The sequence below is a fragment of the Borborobacter xinjiangensis genome, from assembly GCF_047739745.1.
Taxonomy (GTDB): Bacteria; Pseudomonadota; Alphaproteobacteria; order Rhizobiales; family Rhizobiaceae; genus Pseudaminobacter.
This window is the reverse complement of sequence record NZ_JBLLVA010000003.1, coordinates 161,702-181,882: the sequence shown is the minus strand read 5'-3', so window position 1 is coordinate 181,882 and position 20,181 is coordinate 161,702. Positions and strand designations below refer to the sequence as shown.

Here is a 20,181-nt window from a genome sequence, read left to right as displayed (position 1 = left end):
CCGGCGGTCACATTCAAGGACGCCGAACAGTGGCGCGGTGATATCCGCATTGCGCGGCAATTTCAAGCCGCCATAACGCGTCAAATTGCCGGAAGCCACTACGATTTAAAGCCGGAGCCGGTTTCGCGCCGCGCGATACTCGGTTTCCAGACGATCAATCAGTTCGGCGGCGGAAATGATGTGGTCAATCGTGCCGATGCCCTGGCCGCAGCCCCATATGTCCTTCCAGGCTTTGGTCGCCCCGCCATCGAAGTTCATTGCCGATGGGTCCGAGACCGGAAGGTTGTCGGGGTCCATGCCGGCAGCGCGCACCGAACCCTTCAGATAGTTGCCGTGAACGCCGGTGAACAGATTGGAATAGATGATGTCTGCTGCCTTCGATTCGACGATCATCTGCTTGTAGGCGTCAGACGCACGCGCCTCCGTGGTGGCGATGAAAGGCGAGCCGACATAGGCGAGGTCCGCACCCGCCGCCTGCGCGGCCAGAACGGCGCCACCATTGGCGATGGCGCCGGCCAGAAGCAGCGGCCCCTCGAACCATTGCCGGATTTCCTGAACCAGCGCGAAAGGCGACAGCGTGCCGGCATGGCCGCCGGCGCCCGCAGCAACCGCAATCAGCCCGTCCGCACCTTTCTCGATCGCCTTGCGGGCGTGCCGGTCATGGATGATGTCGTGCAGCACGATGCCGCCATAGGAATGCACCGCCTGATTGACCTCCTCGACCGCACCCAGCGAAGAAATCACGATCGGCACCTTGTATTTCACGCAAAGGCCGAGATCGTGCTGCAGGCGGGCATTGGATTTGTGGACGATCTGGTTGACCGCGAAGGGGGCGGCCGGTCTATCCGGATTGGCGGCATCATGATGGCGCAGCGTTTCGGTGATTTCGGCCAGCCACTCGTCAAGCTGCGCTTCCGGGCGCGCATTCAGCGCCGGAAACGAACCGACGATGCCGGCCTTGCACTGCGCCAGCACCAATGGCGGATGCGAAACGATGAAAAGTGGCGATCCGACCACCGGAATGCGAAGTCTGGTCAAGATATCAGGCAGCGCCACGGCCGAAATCTCCGCTGAAAATTGACGTTTCCGTAAACGTCGTTTGTTCTAGCAGATGGATCGGCAGGTGCAATCCGGCAAGTGCATTCCTCGGGCGCATTGCAAGAGGCGCAATTTTCCTGCGCAAAAATCCCGCATGCAGCGGCGGTGGCGGTATATCGTTCACGCCAGGCGTTGCCTCATCGGTCGGCTCCGTCTAACCATCAGCCGATAAATGTTCTGATCCTGGGGATTACGGTTTGGATGCGATCGAAAAGGCGATCCGAAACGCCTTCGAAAATGGAAATGCCGAGGACCGGGCCTTTCGCGAGAAGGTCTACCGTTCGGCGTTTGCCGCGCTTGACCGCGCACTTCAGGCAAATCCAAGCCTGACCGTCGAGGCGGCGATCAATCGCCGCAAGGCGTTGCAGGCCAGCATCACGGCGATCGAATCCGAATTCATGCCGGGTGGCGGCGTGGTCCAGCGGCCATCGGCTGGCGGCAGCCACGGACTTGACGATGTGCGGCCAGGACGCCCGGCTGGCGAGCAGTCGTATGTCGCGCCGACGATTGCAGCCGACGAACGCGGAAACCGGGCGGCACCGCGCGTCGAAATGCCTTCGCATGAGAAGATGTCGCCTGAGCCGCGGCTGGCAGGAAATGCGGCTGCGCCGGTCGAGGGCGAGCGCAACGAAGCGCGGGCGCGCCGGCCGTTCCGCATTCCCTTCACGCGCCTGTTCGTTGCCGCGACCATCTTCGCGGCCGTCGCCATCGGTGGCTGGTGGGCCTTCCAGACCGGCATTTTCAAAACCGCGGCCGAGCGCGACACCAGCGTGCCGAACCCGCCGCAAACCGTGCAGGACGAGGACTATATCCCCGAAAAGGAGGCGGCGCCGATCAGGCCGGGAGAGGCCGATTCGACGCGTGACTGGATCACGGTGTTTTCGCCGTCCGACGCTTCCATGGTCAGCGCGCCGGCTGGAACGAGTGCGGAGGTTATGGACGATGCGTCCGGAAACTTCCTGCGCATCCGCTCGGGCGAGTCGGGCTCGGCCATCCTGTTCGATATCGGGCAGGGCGTTCTGGAGGAGGTCGCCGGCAAGTCGGCGACATTCGACATCGTGGCGCGCGCCGAGGAGGGCAAGGAGACCGAAATGTCGGTCGATTGCAATTTCGGCGAATTGGGCGATTGCGGGCGCAAACGCTACGCGGTCGGCTATGAACGCGGCGACTACCTGTTCGAGGTGGATTTTACCGACAAGGAACCGGGTGGCGGCGGCACCATCGCCATCAATTCCGATTTCGCGAACGCGGGCAAGGCGGTCGATATCTACGAGATCAAGGTTTCGATCTCGCAGTAAAAGCCGGCATCATCGCTATCGGGACCCATTCCCGTGAGGGTCAAGAAAGAAAAATCGATCCCGGCCCTCCTTCGCTGGCGCCACGTCATTCCTTCTCAATCCAGCAGCGCGTGCAGCGTCTCTATCCGGTCGGCTTCGTGCGGCGGCTTGTCCCAGCGCAGCCGCGAGATGCGGGGAAAGCGCATGGCCACGCCCGATTTGTGCCGGGTCGAGCGGTTCAGCCCCTCGAAGGCGACCTCCAGCACCAGGCCATGGGCACGGTCGGCACGCACCGAGCGCACCGGCCCGAAACGCTCGACGGTATTGTCGCGCACGAATTTGTCGATCTGCCGCAACTCTTCGTCGGTGAAGCCGAAATAGGCTTTTCCGACCGGCACCAGTTCCTCCTCGCCATCCGCTCCCGACCACACGCCGAATGTATAGTCGGAATAGAAGCTGGAGCGCTTGCCGTGGCCGCGCTGCGCATACATCAGCACCGCATCGACCGTGAACGGGTCGCGCTTCCATTTGAACCACGGTCCTTTCGGCCGACCGGCGAGATAGGGCGAGCCGCATGCCTTGAGCATGACGCCCTCGATCACCGGATGCGGCGGATGGCGGCGCATCTCTTCCAATGCCTGCCAATCGGCAAAAGGCACGAGCGGCGAAAGGTCGAAGCGGGTCGGATCGAGCCTCGCGACGAAGCTTTCGAGCCGCGCGCGCCGCTCGCCGAAGGGCAGGGCGCGCAAATCCTCCGCTTCCTCCTGCAGGATGTCGTAGCAGCGCACGAAGACCGGATATTGCGCTTGCATTTTCGCCGACACCGCCTTGCGGTTCAGCCGCTGCTGGAGGTCGGAAAATGTACCGGTCTCGCGCAGCGGGTCGCCGACCAGCAGCTCGCCGTCCAGCGCCCCTTCGAAATCCATGGCCTGCACAAGGTCGGGAAAGGCAGGCGAGACGTCGTCGCCGGTGCGCGAATAAAGCCGCCTTATTCCGCCTTCCGAAACGGCCTGCACCCGGATCCCGTCCCACTTCCACTCGGCAGCATAGTTGGCGGGGTCGAGCTTTTCGAGGTCGCCGTCGCCGACCGGATTGGAAAGCATCACCGGGCGAAACAGCGCCCTGGCGGTTTTCTCCGGCCGCTCCGCTTTGCCTTCCAGCCAGGCGAAAAGCTCGGCATAGGGTGGTTTCAGCCCATGCCACAGCTCTTCGATATCCGTCACATCTACTCCGCCAAGATCGGCTACCGCCTGCTTGGCGAGCCGTGCAGAAACCCCGATGCGCATGCCGCCGGTCACCAGCTTGATGATGGCGTAGCGCGCCGAGATGTCGGCACGGTCCAGTAGCCCCGCCAGTATCTTTGGTCCGTCCAGCCGGCTCGCCGCCTGCAGCGCACCCACCACATCGGCAAGCGTGGGCGCGCGGTTGACGGTAAGCTCTTTTGGCGGATCGGGCCAGACCAGCGACACGGTTTCGGCAAGGTCGCCGACATAGTCGTAGGAATAGCCGAACAGCACCGGGTCCATGCGTTCGGTGATCAGCATGCGCAGCATCGCCGGCTTCACCGCCGCGATCGAAAGGTCGCCGGTGATCGCCGCCAGCGCCAGCCCGCGGTCGGGGTCCTCGACGGTGCGGAAATAATCGGTCAGCAGTGTCAGCTTGCCGTTGCGCGACGGTGTCAACACCAGCCGGTCGAGGAGTTCGGCGAAGCGGTTCATGGCGCACGCTTCGCGCGCAAGGATGCCCCCTCATCCGGCCGCTCCGCGGCCCTCTGCTCCCCGCCGGGGAGAAGAGGGCGTTGCGCAACCGGTCGGCGAGACCGTTCACAACCGCCATGATGATTGGCAGTGGCGGCGAACAATCTCCTCTCCCCAGCGGGGAGAGGGTGGCCGACCCCGGACTTGTTCCGGGGGGAGGCCGGGTGAGGGGGCCTTTGCAGGCGATGGCAGATGGGCAGCATCAGTCGCCCTCGTCCTCGTAGCCGATGAGGTGCAGCGGCTGCGCGACGATGCCGGCAAGCTCGCACCAGCGCACCAGCGCTTCCTCGCGGCCATGCGTCACCCACACTTCCGACGCGCCGGTCTCGGTGATCGTTTCGGTCAGCTCGTCCCAGTCGGAATGATCCGAAACGATCAGCGGCAGTTCCACGCCGCGCTGCCTGGCGCGCTGGCGAATGCGCATCCAGCCCGAGGCGAAGCACGCGACCGGATCGGGAAAGCGCCGCGCCCAGCGATCGGCGAAGGCAGCGGGCGGTCCGACGATGATCTCGCCGGCGAAATCGCTTTTGCCTCCGGTTTCGACGGTTGCCGGCTGCAGATCCCCAAGGGTTACTCCCCGGCTTTCGTAATAGTCACAGAGCTTTGCAAGCGCGCCATGGATAAAGATGGTCCGGTCATAGCCGGCATCGCGCAACAGGCGGATGACGCGCTGCGCCTTGCCGAGCGCATAGGCGCCGATCAGATGCGCGCGCTGCGGAAACTGCTCGACCGACTTCAAAAGCCGCGCGACCTCCGACGTGTCCGGCGGATGCTTGAACACCGGCAATCCGAAGGTCGCCTCGGTGATGAACACATCACAGGCAACCGGCACGAAGGGCGCGCAGGTCGGGTCGGCATGGCGCTTGTAGTCGCCTGAAGCCACGATACGCATGCCGTCATGCTCGACTGCGATCTGCGCCGAGCCGAGCACATGGCCGGCCGGGTGGAAAGTCACGCCGACGCCGTTGATTTCCAGCCTTTCGCCAAGCCGTGCCGCTTGCGTTGTCCCGGCGAAATCGCCTCCATAGCGCAGGCCCATGATGTCGAGCGTCTCGACCGTGGCCAGCACCGAGGCGTGGCCGGCGCGCGCATGGTCGGAATGACCGTGAGTGATCAGCGCCCGCCCGACCGGCCGCACCGGATCGATGTAGAAATCTCCTTGCGGGCAGTAGAGTCCTTCAGGACGAGGATGAAGCAGGTCGCGTGGGCGCATTTGCTCAAGATAGTGACTTGTAGCGGGCAGGAAAGGCCGTTCGAAGGCTGGCTCCTGCAAAATGATCCCGTTTTGTTCGCAATTTTGCTTGGCGGCTTTCGTTTGTCGCGCTACCTGTTCGGCGTGAACATGGAAGCCCACCCACAAAGACGGGAAAGCGCGCTGCTGCCGCAGCGCTTCGAGAACTGGTTCGCCAGCCGGGGCTGGGCGCCGCGCGCGCACCAGATCGAATTGCTGGCCCGCGCCCAGGCTGGCCATTCCGTGTTGCTGATTGCCCCGACCGGCGCCGGCAAGACGCTCGCCGGCTTTCTGCCGACGCTGGTCGATCTCGAGGCCCGGCCCAAGCGCCGGGCCGGCCAGGCGCATCGCGGCATCCACACGCTCTACATCTCGCCGCTCAAGGCGCTTGCCGTCGATATCGAGCGCAATCTCGGCAAGCCGGTCGGCGAAATCGGCTTGGCCGTCTCCATGGAGACGCGAACTGGCGACACGCCCGCTCACAAGCGTCAGCGCCAGAAACTGGTGCCGCCCGATATCCTCATGACCACGCCCGAGCAATTGGCGCTGCTGATCGCCGCCTCCGACGCGAAACGCTTCTTCGAGGATCTGCGCTATGTCGTGCTCGATGAACTGCACTCGCTGGTCACTTCGAAGCGCGGCCATTTGCTGGCGCTCGGGCTGGCGCGGCTGAGAAGCTTCGTGCCCGGCCTCCAGGCGATCGGCCTTTCGGCGACCGTCTCCGAACCCGACGAATTGCGCCGCTGGCTGGTCGGTCAGAATCCGCCCGGCGGCATGGCCGATCTGATCACGGTTGCCGGCGGGGCCAAGCCGGAAATCTCGATCCTCGATTCGGACGAGCACGTGCCATGGTCCGGGCACTCGGCCCGCTATGCGGTTCCCGAAATCTATGAGGCGGTGAAAAGGCATCGCACGACGCTGCTTTTCGTCAACACTCGCAGCCAGGCTGAATTCCTGTTCCAGGAGTTGTGGCGGGTGAACGACGACAATCTGCCGATCGCCCTTCACCACGGCTCGCTCGACGTCAGCCAGCGCCGCCGCGTCGAAAAGGCAATGGAGACGAATTCGCTGCGCGCCATTGTCGCCACGTCCACGCTCGACCTCGGCATCGACTGGGGCGATGTCGATCTCGTCGTCCATGTCGGTGCGCCCAAGGGCGCGAGTCGGCTTGCCCAGCGCATCGGCCGCTCCAACCACCGCATGGACGAGCCGAGCCGTGCGATCCTCATTCCGGCCAATCGTTTCGAGGTGCTGGAGTGCCGCGCGGCACTCGAGGCGAACTATCTCGGCGCGCAGGACACGCCCCCGCTGGTCGACGGCGCGCTCGATGTGCTGGCCCAGCATATCCTTGGCAGCGCCTGCGCCGCGCCCTTCCATCCCGATCTGCTCTATGACGAGATCAGGACCGCCGCTCCCTACGCAAATCTCGACCGCGCCACCTTCGACCGCGTCGTCGATTTCGTTGCCACCGGCGGCTATGCGCTGAAAAGCTACGAGCGCTACGCTCGCATAAAACTGACGAAGGACGGCATGTGGCGGGTCAGCCATCCGCGCGTTGCCCAGCAATATCGGCTCAATGTCGGCACCATCATCGAAGTGCCGGCGCTGAATGTGCGCTATGTGCGGCAGGGCAGGGGTGCGGTCGGCCGCGGCGGGCCGACGCTGGGCAAAATCGAGGAAGCCTTCCTCGAAACGCTGGTTCCCGGCGACACCTTCCTGTTCGCCGGGAAGGTGCTGCGCTTCGAAGGCATCCGCGAGAACGAGTGCTTCGTTTCAAACGCTCCCGGCAAAGATGCCAAGGTTCCCTATTACGGTGGCGGCAAGTTTCCGCTCTCCACCTATCTGGCCGGCGAGGTGCGCGCCATGCTGGCCGATCCCGACCGCTGGAAGCGGCTGCCGAACCAGGTGGCCGACTGGCTTCGCATGCAGGCCGACAAATCCGCCTTGCCGAAGCGTGAGGACCTGCTGGTCGAAACCTTCGCGCGCGGTGAGCGCCACTATATGGTCGCCTATCCGTTCGAAGGCAGGTTGGCGCATCAGACGCTCGGCATGCTTCTGACCCGCCGTCTGGAGCGGGCCGGTGCGCGTCCGCTTGGCTTCGTGGCGACCGACTACGCGCTGGCCGTGTGGTCGCTAGGCGACATGGGCCACATGTTCCAGCGCCGGCAACTGCCGCTCTCGCTGCTGTTCGATGAGGATATGCTGGGCGACGACCTCGAAGCATGGCTTGCCGATAGCTGGATGCTGAAGCGCACCTTCCGTGCCTGCGCGCTGATTTCAGGCCTCATCGAGAAACGTCATCCCGGCCAGGAAAAGAGCGGCCGGCAGGTCACCGTCTCGGCCGACCTGATCTACGATGTCTTGAGAAGCCACGAGCCGGATCACATCCTGCTTCAGGCGACACGTACCGATGCATCTGCCGGGCTGCTCGATGTCAGGAGACTTGCCGAGATGCTCTCGCGCATCCGCGGTCGAATCATGCATAAGCATCTGGAGCGCATCTCGCCCTTGGCGGTGCCGATCATGCTTGAAGTCGGCAAGGAACCCGTGCATGGCGAGGCGAGCGATTCGCTGCTTCTGGAGGCAGCGGACCTGATCGAGGAAGCCATGGGCCGGCAATGACAGCGTCAGCACGACCATCCGAGGCAATCATCATCGCCGGCGAGCGCGTCGTCTGCGACCCGCGCGGCGTGCTGTATATGCCTGACATGGAATTGCTGGTGGTCTCCGACCTGCATTTGGAGAAGGGCTCCTCATTTGCCCGTCGCGGGTCGCTGCTGCCGCCTTATGACACCGCCGCCACCTTGCAGCGGCTTCAGGCGGTTATTGCCGATTACGCGCCGAAACGTGTCGTCAGTCTCGGCGACAGTTTCCATGATGGCGAAGGTGCGGCACGCCTGCCCGAAATCTTCCGCCTGCGCCTTGAAGCGCTGATGGAGGGCCGCGATTGGTACTGGGTCGCCGGCAACCACGATCCGCAGCCGCCGGATGGGCTTTCCGGCCGGACGGTTCGGCAGATCGCCATCGGCGGCCTGACTTTCCGCCACGAACCTTCGGCTCATCCTATCGAAGGTGAGATCGCCGGCCATCTCCATCCGTGCGCGCGCATTGTCCAGCGCGGCCGCTCGGTGCGGCGGCGCTGCTTCGCTAGCGACGGCAGCCGCGTGGTCATGCCGGCGTTTGGCGCGTATACCGGCTCGCTCAACGTGCTCGACCGCGTCTATCACGGCATGTTTAGCTGGCCGGATTTCCGCGCCTATATGCTCGGCTCCAGCCGCATCTTCGCCATTGCCGGCTCGCTGCTTCGGCCGGGCTAGGTCGTGGACCGAAAAGTGGAACCCGGCTTTCGGAGAAATCCGATGCTCCGACAAAGAGATAGCTCGACAATATGCGTTCGTCAGGACGCACCTCGATCTAGTCCTTGCGGAAGACGATGCGGCCGAGCCAGCCGGTAAGCATGGCAAGCAGCACGGCGAATACACCGAACCAGAAGCCGTGATTGTTGGCGAAGCGAAAGATCGTCTGCTCGAAACCGGACTTGTAGATGGCGAGCTGCGCCGAGGTTTCCCGGATAAAGATACCGTTGCGAAACAGGAACGCACGAGCGCGGTGCGTGCCCACCGGCACGTTCGGCGCCAGCGAAAGCGTTGCCCGGAACAGGTTGGCGGAAAGGAACTGCACGCCGCCGACACGCTCGCTGTAAAGCCCGGTCGCCTTCTTGCGTTCGCGCAGGGCGGCCGTGAATTCCTCGATCGTGGCGGGCGTCTTGTCGCCTTCCTCGGCCACGCGGATATGCAGATTGTTGGCGCCGAGGGAGAGTCGGCGGTAGCTGTCCGGATCGGTAATGTCCTGCATGGCGCGCGTGGTGGCCACGGAATAGGAGACCGGCACGCTGTCGAAGGTCTCCGACTCAAGATTGACCCACATGCCGAGTACGCGGTCCTTGCGCCGCACCACGACCGGCCGCGCCGGTCCTTCCAACACGACGATGACGTCGTAACGGCCCTGCCGGCTTATCAGCGGATCGACATTTTCGATGGCGCCGAAGATGGTGAGGTCGGCACCGGCGAAATCGGCGGTGATCGCCACGCGATCGGTGGAAAGGCCGATCTGGATCGTCTCGGGCACGGGATTCTGCGCCAGGGTGGCGCTCGGCCAGCATAGAAGCGCGGCCAGCCCGGCGATTGCCGCCACCGCCCTCATAGATGGCCTCCGTCGATGCCTGCCAGCGAATAGAGGCTGGCCGGCCGCACGAACAGGTCGAACGCGAGCCGCAGCGCCACCGCAAGCACCAGCAGCGCCAGCAGCGCCCGCAATTGTTCGCCGCGCAACCGTTGTCCGGCCTTTGCGCCGTACTGGGCGCCGGCGACCCCGCCCAGCATCAGCATGAAGGCAAGCACGATGTCGACCGTCTGGTTGGTGGTCGCATGCACGATCGTCGTGTAGGCCGAAACGAAGATGATCTGGAACAGCGAAGTGCCGACAACGACATTCGTCGGCACCTTCAACAGATAGATCAGCGCCGGCACCATGATGAAGCCGCCGCCGACACCCATGATCGACGAAAGAAAGCCGATGCCGGCGCCGAGACCCAGCACCGGAATGACGCTGACGAACAGCTTGGAAGCACGAAACCGCATCTTCAGCGGCAGCCGCAGGATCCAGTTATGCTGGCCGGGCTTCTTCAACGACGGCGGCGGGCCGCCCTTGCTGCGACGGATGGCGTTGGCGCTTTCAATCAGCATCAACGTGCCCACGCTGCCCAGAAGCAGCACGTAAAGCAGCGAGATGAGGAGGTCTAGCTGGCCGAGGCTTCTGAGCAGGGCAAACACATAGATGCCGATGGTCGAGCCGATGACGCCGCCGGCAAGCAGCATGCTGCCGAGCTTGAAATCGATGGTGCCGCGTTTGAAATGGGCAAGGGCACCCGAAAACGAGGAGGCAATCACCTGATTGGCGCCGGTCGCCACCGCGATTGCCGGCGGGATGTTGTAGAAGATCAGGAGCGGCGTGATAAGAAATCCGCCCCCGACGCCGAAGAGGCCTGACAAGAATCCGACCGCCGCGCCCATCGCGAGCAGCACGGCAGCGTTGACGGACAATTCTGCGATCGGGAGATAGATACCCACCCGTCAAACTCTAAAGAATGCAATTGTTGGCGAAGGCGCTCTTCGACCTCCGAATGTCCTTAGCTCTTGCCCCGGCACGGCGGCGAAGTCAAACCTCGCACGGCGAAAAACAAAAGCGTGATCGGGATTTAGCACGATGAATGAGCCAGGTATGTCGTCGAGGCGACACACCCGCCGTTATTTGCGCGCAATGAGCGCCCGAACCAGCTTTTCGTCTACCTCGCCTGTGGCCGGCATTGCGTTGTCCTTCTGGAACGCGGCGATGGCATTCTTCGTCTTCAGGCCGATCACGCCGTCGGCGTTGCCAGCGTCATAGCCGTTCTTGTTCAGAATGGCCTGGATATTGCGCACGGCCTTCTTCATGTCGATGCTGGCCGTGGTCGCCGGACTTTCCTGCCAGGCTTCCGGGATATCGATCGAGTTCGCTGCGGTGTCGAGCGGCTTGGGTTTCCACAATTCGGCCGCCGCGCGGGCGCGCTCAAGCTGTTCGGGCCGCAGCGCATTGGCGATTTCGTCGCGCTTGGCGGTGGCGTCCTTGTCGCCGGTCTTGGCGACCAGCGCGAACCATTTGTAGGAATCCTCCAGATTCTGCGTCATGCCGACGCCCTTGGCCGACAGGATGCCGAGATTGAACTGACTGTCCTTCACGCCGAGCTCGGCCGCCTGGACGAACCAGCGCGCCGCCGACTCATTGTCGGTCGTGCCATCCGCGCCCATGGCGAACAGCACCGCCAGATTGTGCATGGCGCTGGCATTGCCCTGGTTCGCCGCAAGCTGATACCAGGTCTTGGCCTTGGCCAGGTCCCGTTCGACGCCGATGCCCTTTTCATAGAAATTGCCGATGCGATACTGCGCCGGCGCGAAGCCGAGCTCGGCCGATTTCTCGTACCATTTGGCGGCCGCCGCCATGTCGCTGGCAACGCCGCGACCATCCGCATAGCGCGAGCCGATCTCGAACAGCGCCTTCTCGTCGCCGGCATTGGCCGCCTCGCGCAGGGCGACCGGCCCGGCGTCGGCCGGAACGCTGATGGCCGGCGCTGCCGCCTCGCTCGCAGCCGGCGCTTCCGGCGCTATTGGCTCGCTTGCTGTGCTGGCCGCGCCCGCTTCGGGCTGCGCCGGCAGGGCGGTCGTATCTTCTTTCGCCGGCTCGCCCGTCGCTTCTGCCGTGACGGGCGCTGCGGTCACGGGCGTTACCGCGTTCGGTGCGATGAAGTCGGTTGTCTCCTCCGCATGGTGCGCGGCTGCGACCTGCGTTCCGGTGTCCTGCGGGTCGGCGACCGGGGCTGCCGGAAGTTCAGCGGCGGAAGCCTCCATATTCTGTTCGCCGGCAATCGACGCCGGCGTGTCGCTCGCTATCTTCTCGCCCTCTGCCATGAAGGCCTTGCCGAGTTGCAGTCCGGCCAGCGCCAGCATGATCGCAGCCGCCGCCATCAGTATCGGCTTGCGGCGCGCCTTCAGCAGGTCGCCGATCCGTAGCGCCCGCACCGGTCCCTTGATGTCGGACTGGCGCTTCAATGTCTCGGCTTCCGCCGCGGCGGCTTGCGCTGCGCGGCGCGCGGCGGCGATGAAGTCGGACTTCGCCGCTTCGCTTTCACCTTGCTGGGCCGGCTGGCCGCGCTCGGCCCGCACGCGCTTCATGATCGCGTTGAGATCTGGCGCGCCCGAGCCGGGCTCGAGCGGGCGATTGGCGATTTTGGGGTCCAGCGGCTCGTCGAGATCGACGCTCGGCGTCTCTTCGACGGCGGTGGGAGCCGGCGTTTCGACTGGCTGTGCAGCCTCACGGTTCTTCCTGCCGCTGAAAACGCGTGTCAGGTTGCCAAGTACGGAGCCGCCGCGGGTGGCAGGCTCGTTATCTGCGATCATGTCGGAATCGAGCGCGGCGAAGGCAGCCTCCGCCGCCGCTTGCGCCGGCGTGCGGGCTGGAGCCGGGGTGGGCGTGCCGGAGCCGCGTTCGATGCCGTCGACGAGCGGCAGCGGTTCGTCGAAATCCAGCGAAGGCGTGTCCTGCAGCGCCATCTTGCGAAGCGGGTCGCGCGTCGGCTGCGGCTCATCATCCTTTTCCAGCGATCCAAGCCGGTCGACGATCTTCAGCAACGTGTCGTGAATGGCTTCGAAAGTCTTGGTGTTGCGCTCGTCGGAACGGCGCGTCAGCGCTTCCAACGTCTTCAGATCCTGGGCAAGGCCGGAAACCGCGTCGCTATGGGTGTGCGATTGCGCGAGCGAGCGGACGGCATTTTCCGCGGCCTGGCGTGCCGCCTCAAGGATGGTGTCGTGACTGCCGGCAATAGACTTTTCGATGTCATCGAGGCGCGGCCCGAGATCCTCGAATTCAGGGAGCGGGCTTGCGGGGCGGGCAAGATGCTCCGACAGCCCGGCCACCTGCGTTTCCAGATTGCGGATCAGGTCGGGGTCGATCCCGGCGAACTGCCTTGCCGAGTAATCGAGCCGGCTTGAAATGCTTTCCAGCCGCGTCTCCAGATTGCGGATGGCATCCGGGTCCACGGACCCGAATGGTCCGTTCTCGATGCGATCGGCCAGCGCCGCGAAGCGTGCGTCGATCGCCTCCATGATACCGGTGTTGTCGACGGCTGCCGGCGTGCGCTGGTCGAGCCGGTCGGCGACCTCGTCAAGCCGGCGCTCCAGATCGCGAAACAACATGTTGCCCTGGTCGAGCGCATCGCCCTGGCGCCGCTCGATCATGCTGGCGAAAACGTCGAAGCGCTGTTCGATGCCCTGAAAGATATAGTCCGCATCGGGCGCCGGCGGAGCGCGATCGATCTTGTCGGCGATGATTGCGATCTGCGTGGCAAGCCGCTCGACCGCTTCCTGCGGCATATGGACTTGCGCGGTGATCTCGTCGACGCGCTGCGAAAGCGCGTTGAGCCGGTCCATGACCGCGGCATTGGGGCGGTCCTCGGCGACCTCCTCGATCTGCCGTGCCAGCGCCGAAATCCGCGCTTCGATCCGTTCGAATGGCTCGGGATCGAAATCCGCCATCCGCGCGGTCGCCGTCGAGGCGACGATGGCGCGTGAAATCTCGTCCAGCCGCTCGTCGATCAGCCGCAGCGTGCCGGTATCGCCATGTTCCGTCTGGCGTATGAAGTGGTCGACCGCGCCTGCCAGCGTGCGCACCTTTTCCTCCAGCGAGCGCAGCGAAAGCGATTCCGGCAGATTGTTCACCGCGTCACTGATTTGTTCCAGTCGCGCTGTCAGGGCCGAGATCGCCTGGTCATCGGCGCGTCCGGAGGCGACCCGGTCCTCGAAATCCGTCCAGCGCTGGTCGAAATCCTGCCAGCGGCGATCGACCGACAGCACGGTTTCCTCGCGCGCCAGCGTGTCGAGCGCGTTCCTGACCTGCTCGAGTTCCAGCCGCAGCATGTTGACGCTCTTGTCGTCGCTGCGTTCGGAGAGCGAATGAATGGCCCCGGAAAGCCGCTCGAATTCGAGGGCAAGCTCGTTGCTGTTCTTGGCCGCGCCCGATGCCTGAACGCGTTCCATGTCGCGGCGCAGCATGTCGAACTCGCGGCGCATGCCGGAAGCAACCTGCTGCCGTAAATCCTCGCGCAATGCCTTAAGCTCGCCGGCGATGTTGCCGAACGCCGCCATCCCGTCCTCCTGGCTGCGCACCCGGTCCAGATCGCGCGCGATCGCCTGATAGGACGGTGCATCGACCTGGCCTCCGCGCGCACCGGCGTTCGCCCGGGCTTCCTCCGGCCGCGCCCGCCCATAGGGCAGGTCGGCAAATCGCTGGCTGCTTTCAGCCGCTGGCCGCTCGCGCGCGAAGTCGGCAGCCGGCTCGTAGGGCCGCGCCAGCCGCTGTTCGAGATTTTCCAGCGAACGGTTCAACTCCTCCAGCGTCGTGTGCGGCCGGCGTGTTCTGCCGACATTGAGGGAGTCGAGATAGGAGCGCTTGCTGTTCATCGAAACGTCCATTCGCCGTTGCTGGTGGCCCAGTGATCAATTCCGCCGTCGGATGCGGTTTGCAGCAAGCCCTGGACGAGTTTCATCCAGATCGCCCCCGCGATCCTGAAACCGTGAAGAATTCGATACGGGTCGTCCACGGTTGACCGACAACCGCACCTTTCGCCCAACGTGGTAAACAACGCGTTAACTAACTTGCCAGGCGCGCCGCTTTCCTTAAAAAGTCATGAAAGCGGCGAAAATGCCGCGCTTGCAACGTAAGCAGGGTATGCGTATATCATTTACGTAAACGTAAGTAGTGAAGGTTGCCAACCGCTGCACGGCTGTATCGTGGTCGGATTTGAAGCTTGAGGGTCGATACGACCCTTGCTCCGGCGGTTTTCCTGGGCAGCCAAGGTTTTGCGGGCCTTATGGGGATGCAAATGACTATGAAACTTGTAGGCGCCGGCGCTGCTGCCGCCGGTGGGCCGGCTGTCGAAACGAGAGCTGACGAAAGCGGGCTGCGGCGGATCGGCGAAATCGCCAGCCAGTATGGGGTCACGCTGCGCACGCTGCGCTTCTATGAAGACAAGGGGCTGCTCCACCCGCTGCGGGACGGCAATACGCGCCTTTACACGCATCGCGACGAGGCGCGCCTCAAGCTCATCCTGCTTGGCCGCAAGGTCGGTTTTTCGCTGCGTGACGTCAAGCAGATGCTCGATCTCTACGATCCCAAAGGCTCCAATGCCAAGCAGCTTCGCGTCACGCTCGAAAAGTCCGAGAAGCAGTTGGCCCGCCTCAACAAGCAGCGCCAGGACATCGAGGAAGCCATCCGCGAGTTGACCGATTCCATGGCGGATGTGCGCGCCAGACTTGCCGAACGTCCAGCGCCGGTCGCGGCCAACGGCTGACCTTGCCGCTTGGCCTGTCCGAACTTTTAGCACCAGAATGCCAGACTCGTGTATTTCGCTGAGCGGGCGAGATGCACATTCGGCCCTCGCCAAGCATCTTCTCGCCAAGACGCCTTCGCCGGAACCAATCTTCCCGAATTGACGTTTACGCAAACGTCAATTATTGCTATGCCCTCACGAAGGCTAGGACCTGGCGCCTGCATCATGAGCGCCGGTGCCATCATCACGATCGCGGAGGACGAATATGCCGTCATACAGGGCGCCGGTTGCAGATACGCTTTTCGTGCTGAAGGATGTGCTCGGCTACGAGCGCTACAGCAATCTTGCCGGCTTTTCCGACGCCACGCCTGACGTGCTCGAGGCGATTTTGGCTGAAGGCGCCAAGCTCGCCGAGAACGTGCTTCAGCCGACCAATCGCACGGGCGATCTCGAGGGCTGCGTGCGCCATGATGACAGCTCGGTCACGACGCCCAAGGGTTTCAAGGAAGCCTACGGCCAGTATTGCGAGGGCGGCTGGGTGGGCCTTGCGGTTCCGGCCGAACATGGCGGGCAGGGGCTGCCTTATGCGGTGCATTCGGCTGTTGGCGAATATATGTCGTCGGCCAATATGGCGCTGATGATGTATCCGGGCCTGACGCAGGGCGCCATCGCCGCCATCCTCGCCCACGGTTCGGACGAGCAGAAGCAGAAATACCTGCCCCGCATGGTCGACGGCTCATGGACCGGCACGATGAACCTCACCGAGCCCCATTGCGGCACCGACCTTGGCCTGTTGCGCACCAGGGCGGTGCCGAATGGCGACGGAAGCTATCGGATTTCCGGCCAGAAGATCTTCATTTCCGCCGGCGAGCACGACATGGCCGACAATATCGTCCATCTGGTGCTTGCCCGCATCGAAGGGGCGCCGGAGGGCGTGAAGGGCATCTCGCTGTTCATCGCTCCGAAGTTCCTTCTCGATGAAGCCGGCAATCCGGGCCGGCGCAACTCCGTCTCCTGCGGCTCCATCGAGGACAAGATGGGCATCCATGGCAACGCCACCTGCGTCATGAATTACGACGAGGCGACCGCCTATCTGCTTGGGCCCGAAAATGGCGGGTTGAAAGCGATGTTCACCATGATGAACGAGGCACGTCTCGGTGTTGCCCTCCAGGGCCTCGCCGTCTCCGAAATCGCCTATCAGAACGCGGCCGCCTATGCGAAGGAGCGGCTGCAGGGTCGTTCGCTGTCCGGTGCCAAGGCGCCGGATAGAAAGGCCGACCCGATCATTGTCCATCCCGACATTCGCCGCGCGCTGATGACGATGAAGGCGTTCAACGAGGCCGGCCGCGCCCTGATGCTGTGGACGGCGCTGAATTCGGACATCGCCCACCGCTCCGAGGACGAGGCCGAACGGCAGGCAGCCGACGATCAGCTTTCGCTGCTGACGCCCATCGTCAAGGGCGTGCTCACCGACAAGGGCTTCGACCATGCGGTCATGGCGCAGCAGGTGTTCGGCGGCCACGGCTATATTGAAGAGCACGGGATGAGCCAATTCGTGCGCGATGCGCGCATCGCCATGATCTATGAGGGAGCAAACGGCATCCAGGCGCTTGATCTTGTCGGCCGTAAGCTGGCGCAGAATGGCGGCAGCGCTGTGCAGGCCTTCTTCAAGGAGGTCGGCGAGTTCTGCGAGGAAAATCGCGCCGATGAGAACATGGCGCCCTACACCAAGGCGTTGAAGAAGGGACTGAACGACCTTCAGGCAGCCACTATGTGGCTGATGCAGAACGCGATTCAGAAGCCGGACAATGCCGGGGCCGCCTCCACCGACTATATGCATCTCTTCGGGCTTGTTGCGCTGGGCTATATGTGGGGCCGCATGGTCAAGGTGGCGCAGGGAAAGCTTGCCGAAGGAGCCGGCGACACCGCATCCTTCTACGAGAACAAGCTCGTCACCGGCCGCTATTTCATGGAACGTGTCATGCCGGAAACTGCGGCGCACCTGGCCCGGATTTCCTCCGGTGCGGACACCATGATGGCGCTGCCGGCGGAGGCATTTTAAGATCGGATGTCGGACTTGAGGGGTGGGCCGACATTAGGAGGAACTGCGCAATGACCAACGCCACCGAAGTCCTCGGCCTGCCGAAACCTGCCTGGATGTCGGAAGATGTTGCCATGCTCTACGACATGGCGACGAAGTTCCTCGAAGCCGAGATCGCGCCGCGCTACGACGAGTTCGAGAAGGCCGAGAGCTTCGACCGCGAGAGCTGGACCAAGGCGGGCGAAGCGGGTCTGCTCTGTGCGTCGATGCCCGAGGAGTATGGCGGTTCGGGCGGCACCTTCGCGCATGAGAGCACCATCATGGAAGCCATCAGCCACGTCGGCGTCGATGGCTTCGGCATCTCCCTCCACAATTCCATCGTTGCCCCCTACATACTTCACTACGGCTCCGAGGAGCAGAAGAAGAAATGGCTGCCGCGCATGGCAACCGGCGAACTGATCGGCGCGATCGCCATGACCGAGCCCGGCGCCGGTTCGGATCTTCAGGGCGTCAAGACCGCCGCGAAAAAGGACGGCAACCACTATCTCCTCAACGGCTCCAAGACCTTCATCACCAACGGCCAGCTCGCCAATCTGATCATCGTCGTCACCAAGACCGATCCGTCGCAAGGCGCCAAGGGCACCTCGCTGATCGTGGTTGAAACCGACGAGGCTGAGGGCTTCGAGCGCGGCCGCAACCTCGACAAGATCGGCCTGAAATCCAACGATACGTCGGAACTCTTCTTCAACGATGTGCGCGTGCCGACGGCCAACCTGCTCGGCGCCGAGGAGGGCCGGGGCTTCATCCAGCTCATGCAGCAATTGCCGCAGGAACGCCTGCAGATCGGCGCGACGGCGATCGCCATGATCGAGCGCGCACTGGCGCTGACCATCGATTACGTCAAGGAACGCAAGGCGTTCGGCAAAGCCATCATCGATTTCCAGAACACCCAGTTCAGGCTTGCCGAGCTCAAGACCGAGGCAACCATCGGCCGTGTGTTCTACAACAATTGCGTCGAGCGTCACATTTCAGGCGGGCTCGATCCGGTGACGGCCTCGATGGCCAAATATTGGCTGTCCGACCTTCAGGGCAAGGTGGTCGACGAATGCCTTCAACTGCATGGCGGCTATGGCTACATGAATGAATACCCGATCGCCCGCATGTATCGCGATGCCCGCGTGCAGCGCATCTATGGCGGCACTAACGAAATCATGAAGCTGCTGATCGCCAGGAGTTTGTAGGTTTTACCAATGAACGCCCCCTCATCCGCCCTCGCTTCGCTCAGGCACCTTCTCCCAGCTGGGGAGAGGCAGGCAGCGAAGAAGGTGACCTCCTCTCCGCACCGGGGAGAGGAAATGCTGCCGCAGCGCTGGCGCCTTCCGCTGGGTTCCTCTCCCCACCGGGGAGAGGTGGCCCGAAGGGCCGGTGAGGGGGCGAATTCGATCATCGGGGCGACGTCGCTCGTCCGGAAACGATAGGGAGAAAAGAATGGCCGAAGCTTATGTCTATGACGCCGTGCGAACGCCGCGCGGGCGCGGCAAGAAGGATGGCGCGCTGCATGAGGTTCCGGCCGTCAGGCTGGCCGCCCGCACGCTGGAAGCCGTGCGCGATCGCAACGGGCTCGATACCTCGACCGTCGATGACATTATTTTCGGCTGTGTCGATCCGGTGGGCGAGGCGGGCTCCGTCATTCCGCGCGCCGCGGCCTTCGAGGCCGGCTACGCGACTTCGGCGCCCGGCATGCAGATTTCGCGCTTCTGCGCTTCCGGTCTCGATGCCATCAATCTCGGTGCCGCCAAGATCGCGCAAGGCGCAGACGAGATCGTCATTGCCGGCGGCGTCGAGAGCATGTCGCGCGTCGGCATGGGCATGTCGGGCGGCGCCTGGTTCATGGATCCTTCAGTCGGCCTGCCCGGCTGGTTTGTGCCGCAGGGCATTTCGGCCGACCTGATCGCCACAAAATACGGTTTCTCGCGCGACGATGTCGACGCCTATGCGGTGGAGAGCCAGAAGCGCGCTGCCCATTCGTGGGAAAAGGGCTGGTTCAAGAAGTCGGTCATTCCGGTGAAGGACCAGAACGGCCTGACCATCCTCGACCGCGACGAGCACATGCGCCCGACCACGGATATGCAGTCGCTGGCCTCGCTCAACCCGTCCTTCGTCATGCCGGGGGAAATGGGCGGCTTCGATGCGGTTGCCGTGCAGAAGCATCCCGAGGTCGAGGCGGTCAATCACGTCCATCATGCCGGCAACTCCTCCGGCATCGTCGATGGGGCCGCCGCCGTCCTGCTCGGCTCGAAGAAGGCCGGCAAGTCGATGGGGTTGAAGCCGCGCGCGCGCATCCGCGCCTTCGCCAATATCGGCTCGGAGCCGGTGCTGATGCTCACCGGTCCGGTCGATGTCACCGAAAAACTATTGAAGCGCGCCAAGATGAAACTGTCGGACATCGACCTGTTCGAACTCAACGAGGCCTTTGCCTCGGTGGTGCTGCGCTACATTCAGGCGTTCGACATTTCGCACGACAAGATCAACGTCAATGGCGGCGCGATCGCCATGGGCCATCCGCTCGGCGCCACCGGCGCGATGATCTTCGGCACCGTCCTGGACGAACTGGAGCGGCGCGACCTCAACACCGCGCTGGTCACGCTGTGCATCGGCGCCGGCATGGGCACCGCCACGATTATCGAACGGGTTTGATTTGAAAGCCCCCTCATCCGGCCCTTCGGGCCACCTTCTTCCTGTGGGGGAGAAGAGCGCGGCGGCGACGTTTGCGACCTCCTCTCCCCGCCGGGAAAAGGGTGGCGAGCGAAGCGAGCCGGGTGAGGGGGAAGTTCTACGAATTATCAGGAGGAATCTCT

Annotated in this window: 13 protein-coding genes; 7 read left to right on the top strand and 6 right to left on the bottom strand. The window is 63.6% G+C overall.

Annotated features, from left to right (window positions below; translation table 11 throughout):
* Positions 1–105 precede the first annotated feature (105 nt).
* Positions 106–1,056, bottom strand: a complete 951-nt coding sequence (locus tag ACLKMW_RS05320) for an NAD(P)H-dependent flavin oxidoreductase (RefSeq protein WP_415723354.1) — start codon at positions 1,054–1,056, stop codon at positions 106–108.
* A gap of 239 nt (positions 1,057–1,295) precedes the next feature.
* Between ACLKMW_RS05320 and ACLKMW_RS05315 the strand changes: the two genes are divergently transcribed.
* Entirely contained in the window at positions 1,296–2,396 is a 1,101-nt protein-coding gene (locus ACLKMW_RS05315) for a hypothetical protein (protein ID WP_415723353.1), read from the top strand.
* A 95-nt stretch (positions 2,397–2,491) separates the two neighbouring features.
* Here ACLKMW_RS05315 and ACLKMW_RS05310 read toward each other — a convergent pair whose 3' ends face one another.
* Together ACLKMW_RS05310 and ACLKMW_RS05305 are read right to left on the bottom strand one after the other, a co-directional pair.
* A complete protein-coding gene (locus ACLKMW_RS05310) occupies positions 2,492–4,093 on the bottom strand; it encodes a cisplatin damage response ATP-dependent DNA ligase (protein ID WP_415723352.1) in 1,602 nt (533 codons plus the stop codon).
* A 241-nt stretch (positions 4,094–4,334) separates the two neighbouring features.
* Positions 4,335–5,345, bottom strand: coding sequence for a ligase-associated DNA damage response exonuclease (locus tag ACLKMW_RS05305; RefSeq protein WP_415723351.1), 1,011 nt, complete (start codon positions 5,343–5,345; stop codon positions 4,335–4,337).
* 129 nt (positions 5,346–5,474) lie between these two features.
* Between ACLKMW_RS05305 and ACLKMW_RS05300 the strand changes: the two genes are divergently transcribed.
* Positions 5,475–7,985 (top strand): ligase-associated DNA damage response DEXH box helicase, encoded by a 2,511-nt coding sequence (locus ACLKMW_RS05300; RefSeq protein ID WP_415723607.1) that lies wholly within the window; start codon positions 5,475–5,477, stop codon positions 7,983–7,985.
* Positions 7,982–8,680, top strand: a complete 699-nt coding sequence (pdeM, locus tag ACLKMW_RS05295) for a ligase-associated DNA damage response endonuclease PdeM (protein ID WP_415723350.1) — start codon at positions 7,982–7,984, stop codon at positions 8,678–8,680. Before ACLKMW_RS05300 ends, pdeM begins: the two co-directional genes overlap by 4 nt.
* Before the next feature lie 97 nt (positions 8,681–8,777).
* Here pdeM and ACLKMW_RS05290 read toward each other — a convergent pair whose 3' ends face one another.
* The 3 genes from ACLKMW_RS05290 to ACLKMW_RS05280 all read right to left on the bottom strand — a co-directional run bounded on the left by ACLKMW_RS05290 (position 8,778) and on the right by ACLKMW_RS05280 (position 14,413).
* Positions 8,778–9,566 carry a TIGR02186 family protein gene (locus ACLKMW_RS05290; RefSeq protein WP_415723349.1) on the bottom strand — a complete coding sequence of 263 codons (789 nt, stop codon included), beginning with the start codon at positions 9,564–9,566 and terminating at the stop codon, positions 8,778–8,780.
* Positions 9,563–10,492, bottom strand: coding sequence for a sulfite exporter TauE/SafE family protein (locus tag ACLKMW_RS05285; RefSeq protein WP_415723348.1), 930 nt, complete (start codon positions 10,490–10,492; stop codon positions 9,563–9,565). Before ACLKMW_RS05285 ends, ACLKMW_RS05290 begins: the two co-directional genes overlap by 4 nt.
* A 177-nt stretch (positions 10,493–10,669) precedes the next feature.
* Positions 10,670–14,413: a peptidoglycan-binding protein gene (locus ACLKMW_RS05280; RefSeq protein WP_415723347.1), complete on the bottom strand. Its 3,744-nt coding sequence runs from the start codon at positions 14,411–14,413 to the stop codon at positions 10,670–10,672.
* 422 nt (positions 14,414–14,835) lie between these two features.
* On the opposite strand from ACLKMW_RS05280, the gene ACLKMW_RS05275 reads away from it, so the two are divergent.
* The 4 genes from ACLKMW_RS05275 (at position 14,836) to ACLKMW_RS05260 (ending at position 20,020) form a co-directional block, all read left to right on the top strand.
* Positions 14,836–15,303, top strand: a complete 468-nt coding sequence (locus ACLKMW_RS05275; RefSeq protein ID WP_415723346.1) for a MerR family transcriptional regulator — start codon at positions 14,836–14,838, stop codon at positions 15,301–15,303.
* 244 nt (positions 15,304–15,547) lie between these two features.
* Entirely contained in the window at positions 15,548–17,344 is a 1,797-nt protein-coding gene (locus ACLKMW_RS05270; protein WP_415723345.1) for an acyl-CoA dehydrogenase C-terminal domain-containing protein, read from the top strand.
* Between the two features lie 50 nt (positions 17,345–17,394).
* Positions 17,395–18,564 carry an acyl-CoA dehydrogenase family protein gene (locus ACLKMW_RS05265; RefSeq protein WP_415723344.1) on the top strand — a complete coding sequence of 390 codons (1,170 nt, stop codon included), beginning with the start codon at positions 17,395–17,397 and terminating at the stop codon, positions 18,562–18,564.
* A 247-nt stretch (positions 18,565–18,811) separates the two neighbouring features.
* Positions 18,812–20,020 (top strand): acetyl-CoA C-acetyltransferase, encoded by a 1,209-nt coding sequence (locus tag ACLKMW_RS05260; protein WP_415723343.1) that lies wholly within the window; start codon positions 18,812–18,814, stop codon positions 20,018–20,020.
* The last annotated feature ends 161 nt before the right edge of the window (positions 20,021–20,181 follow it).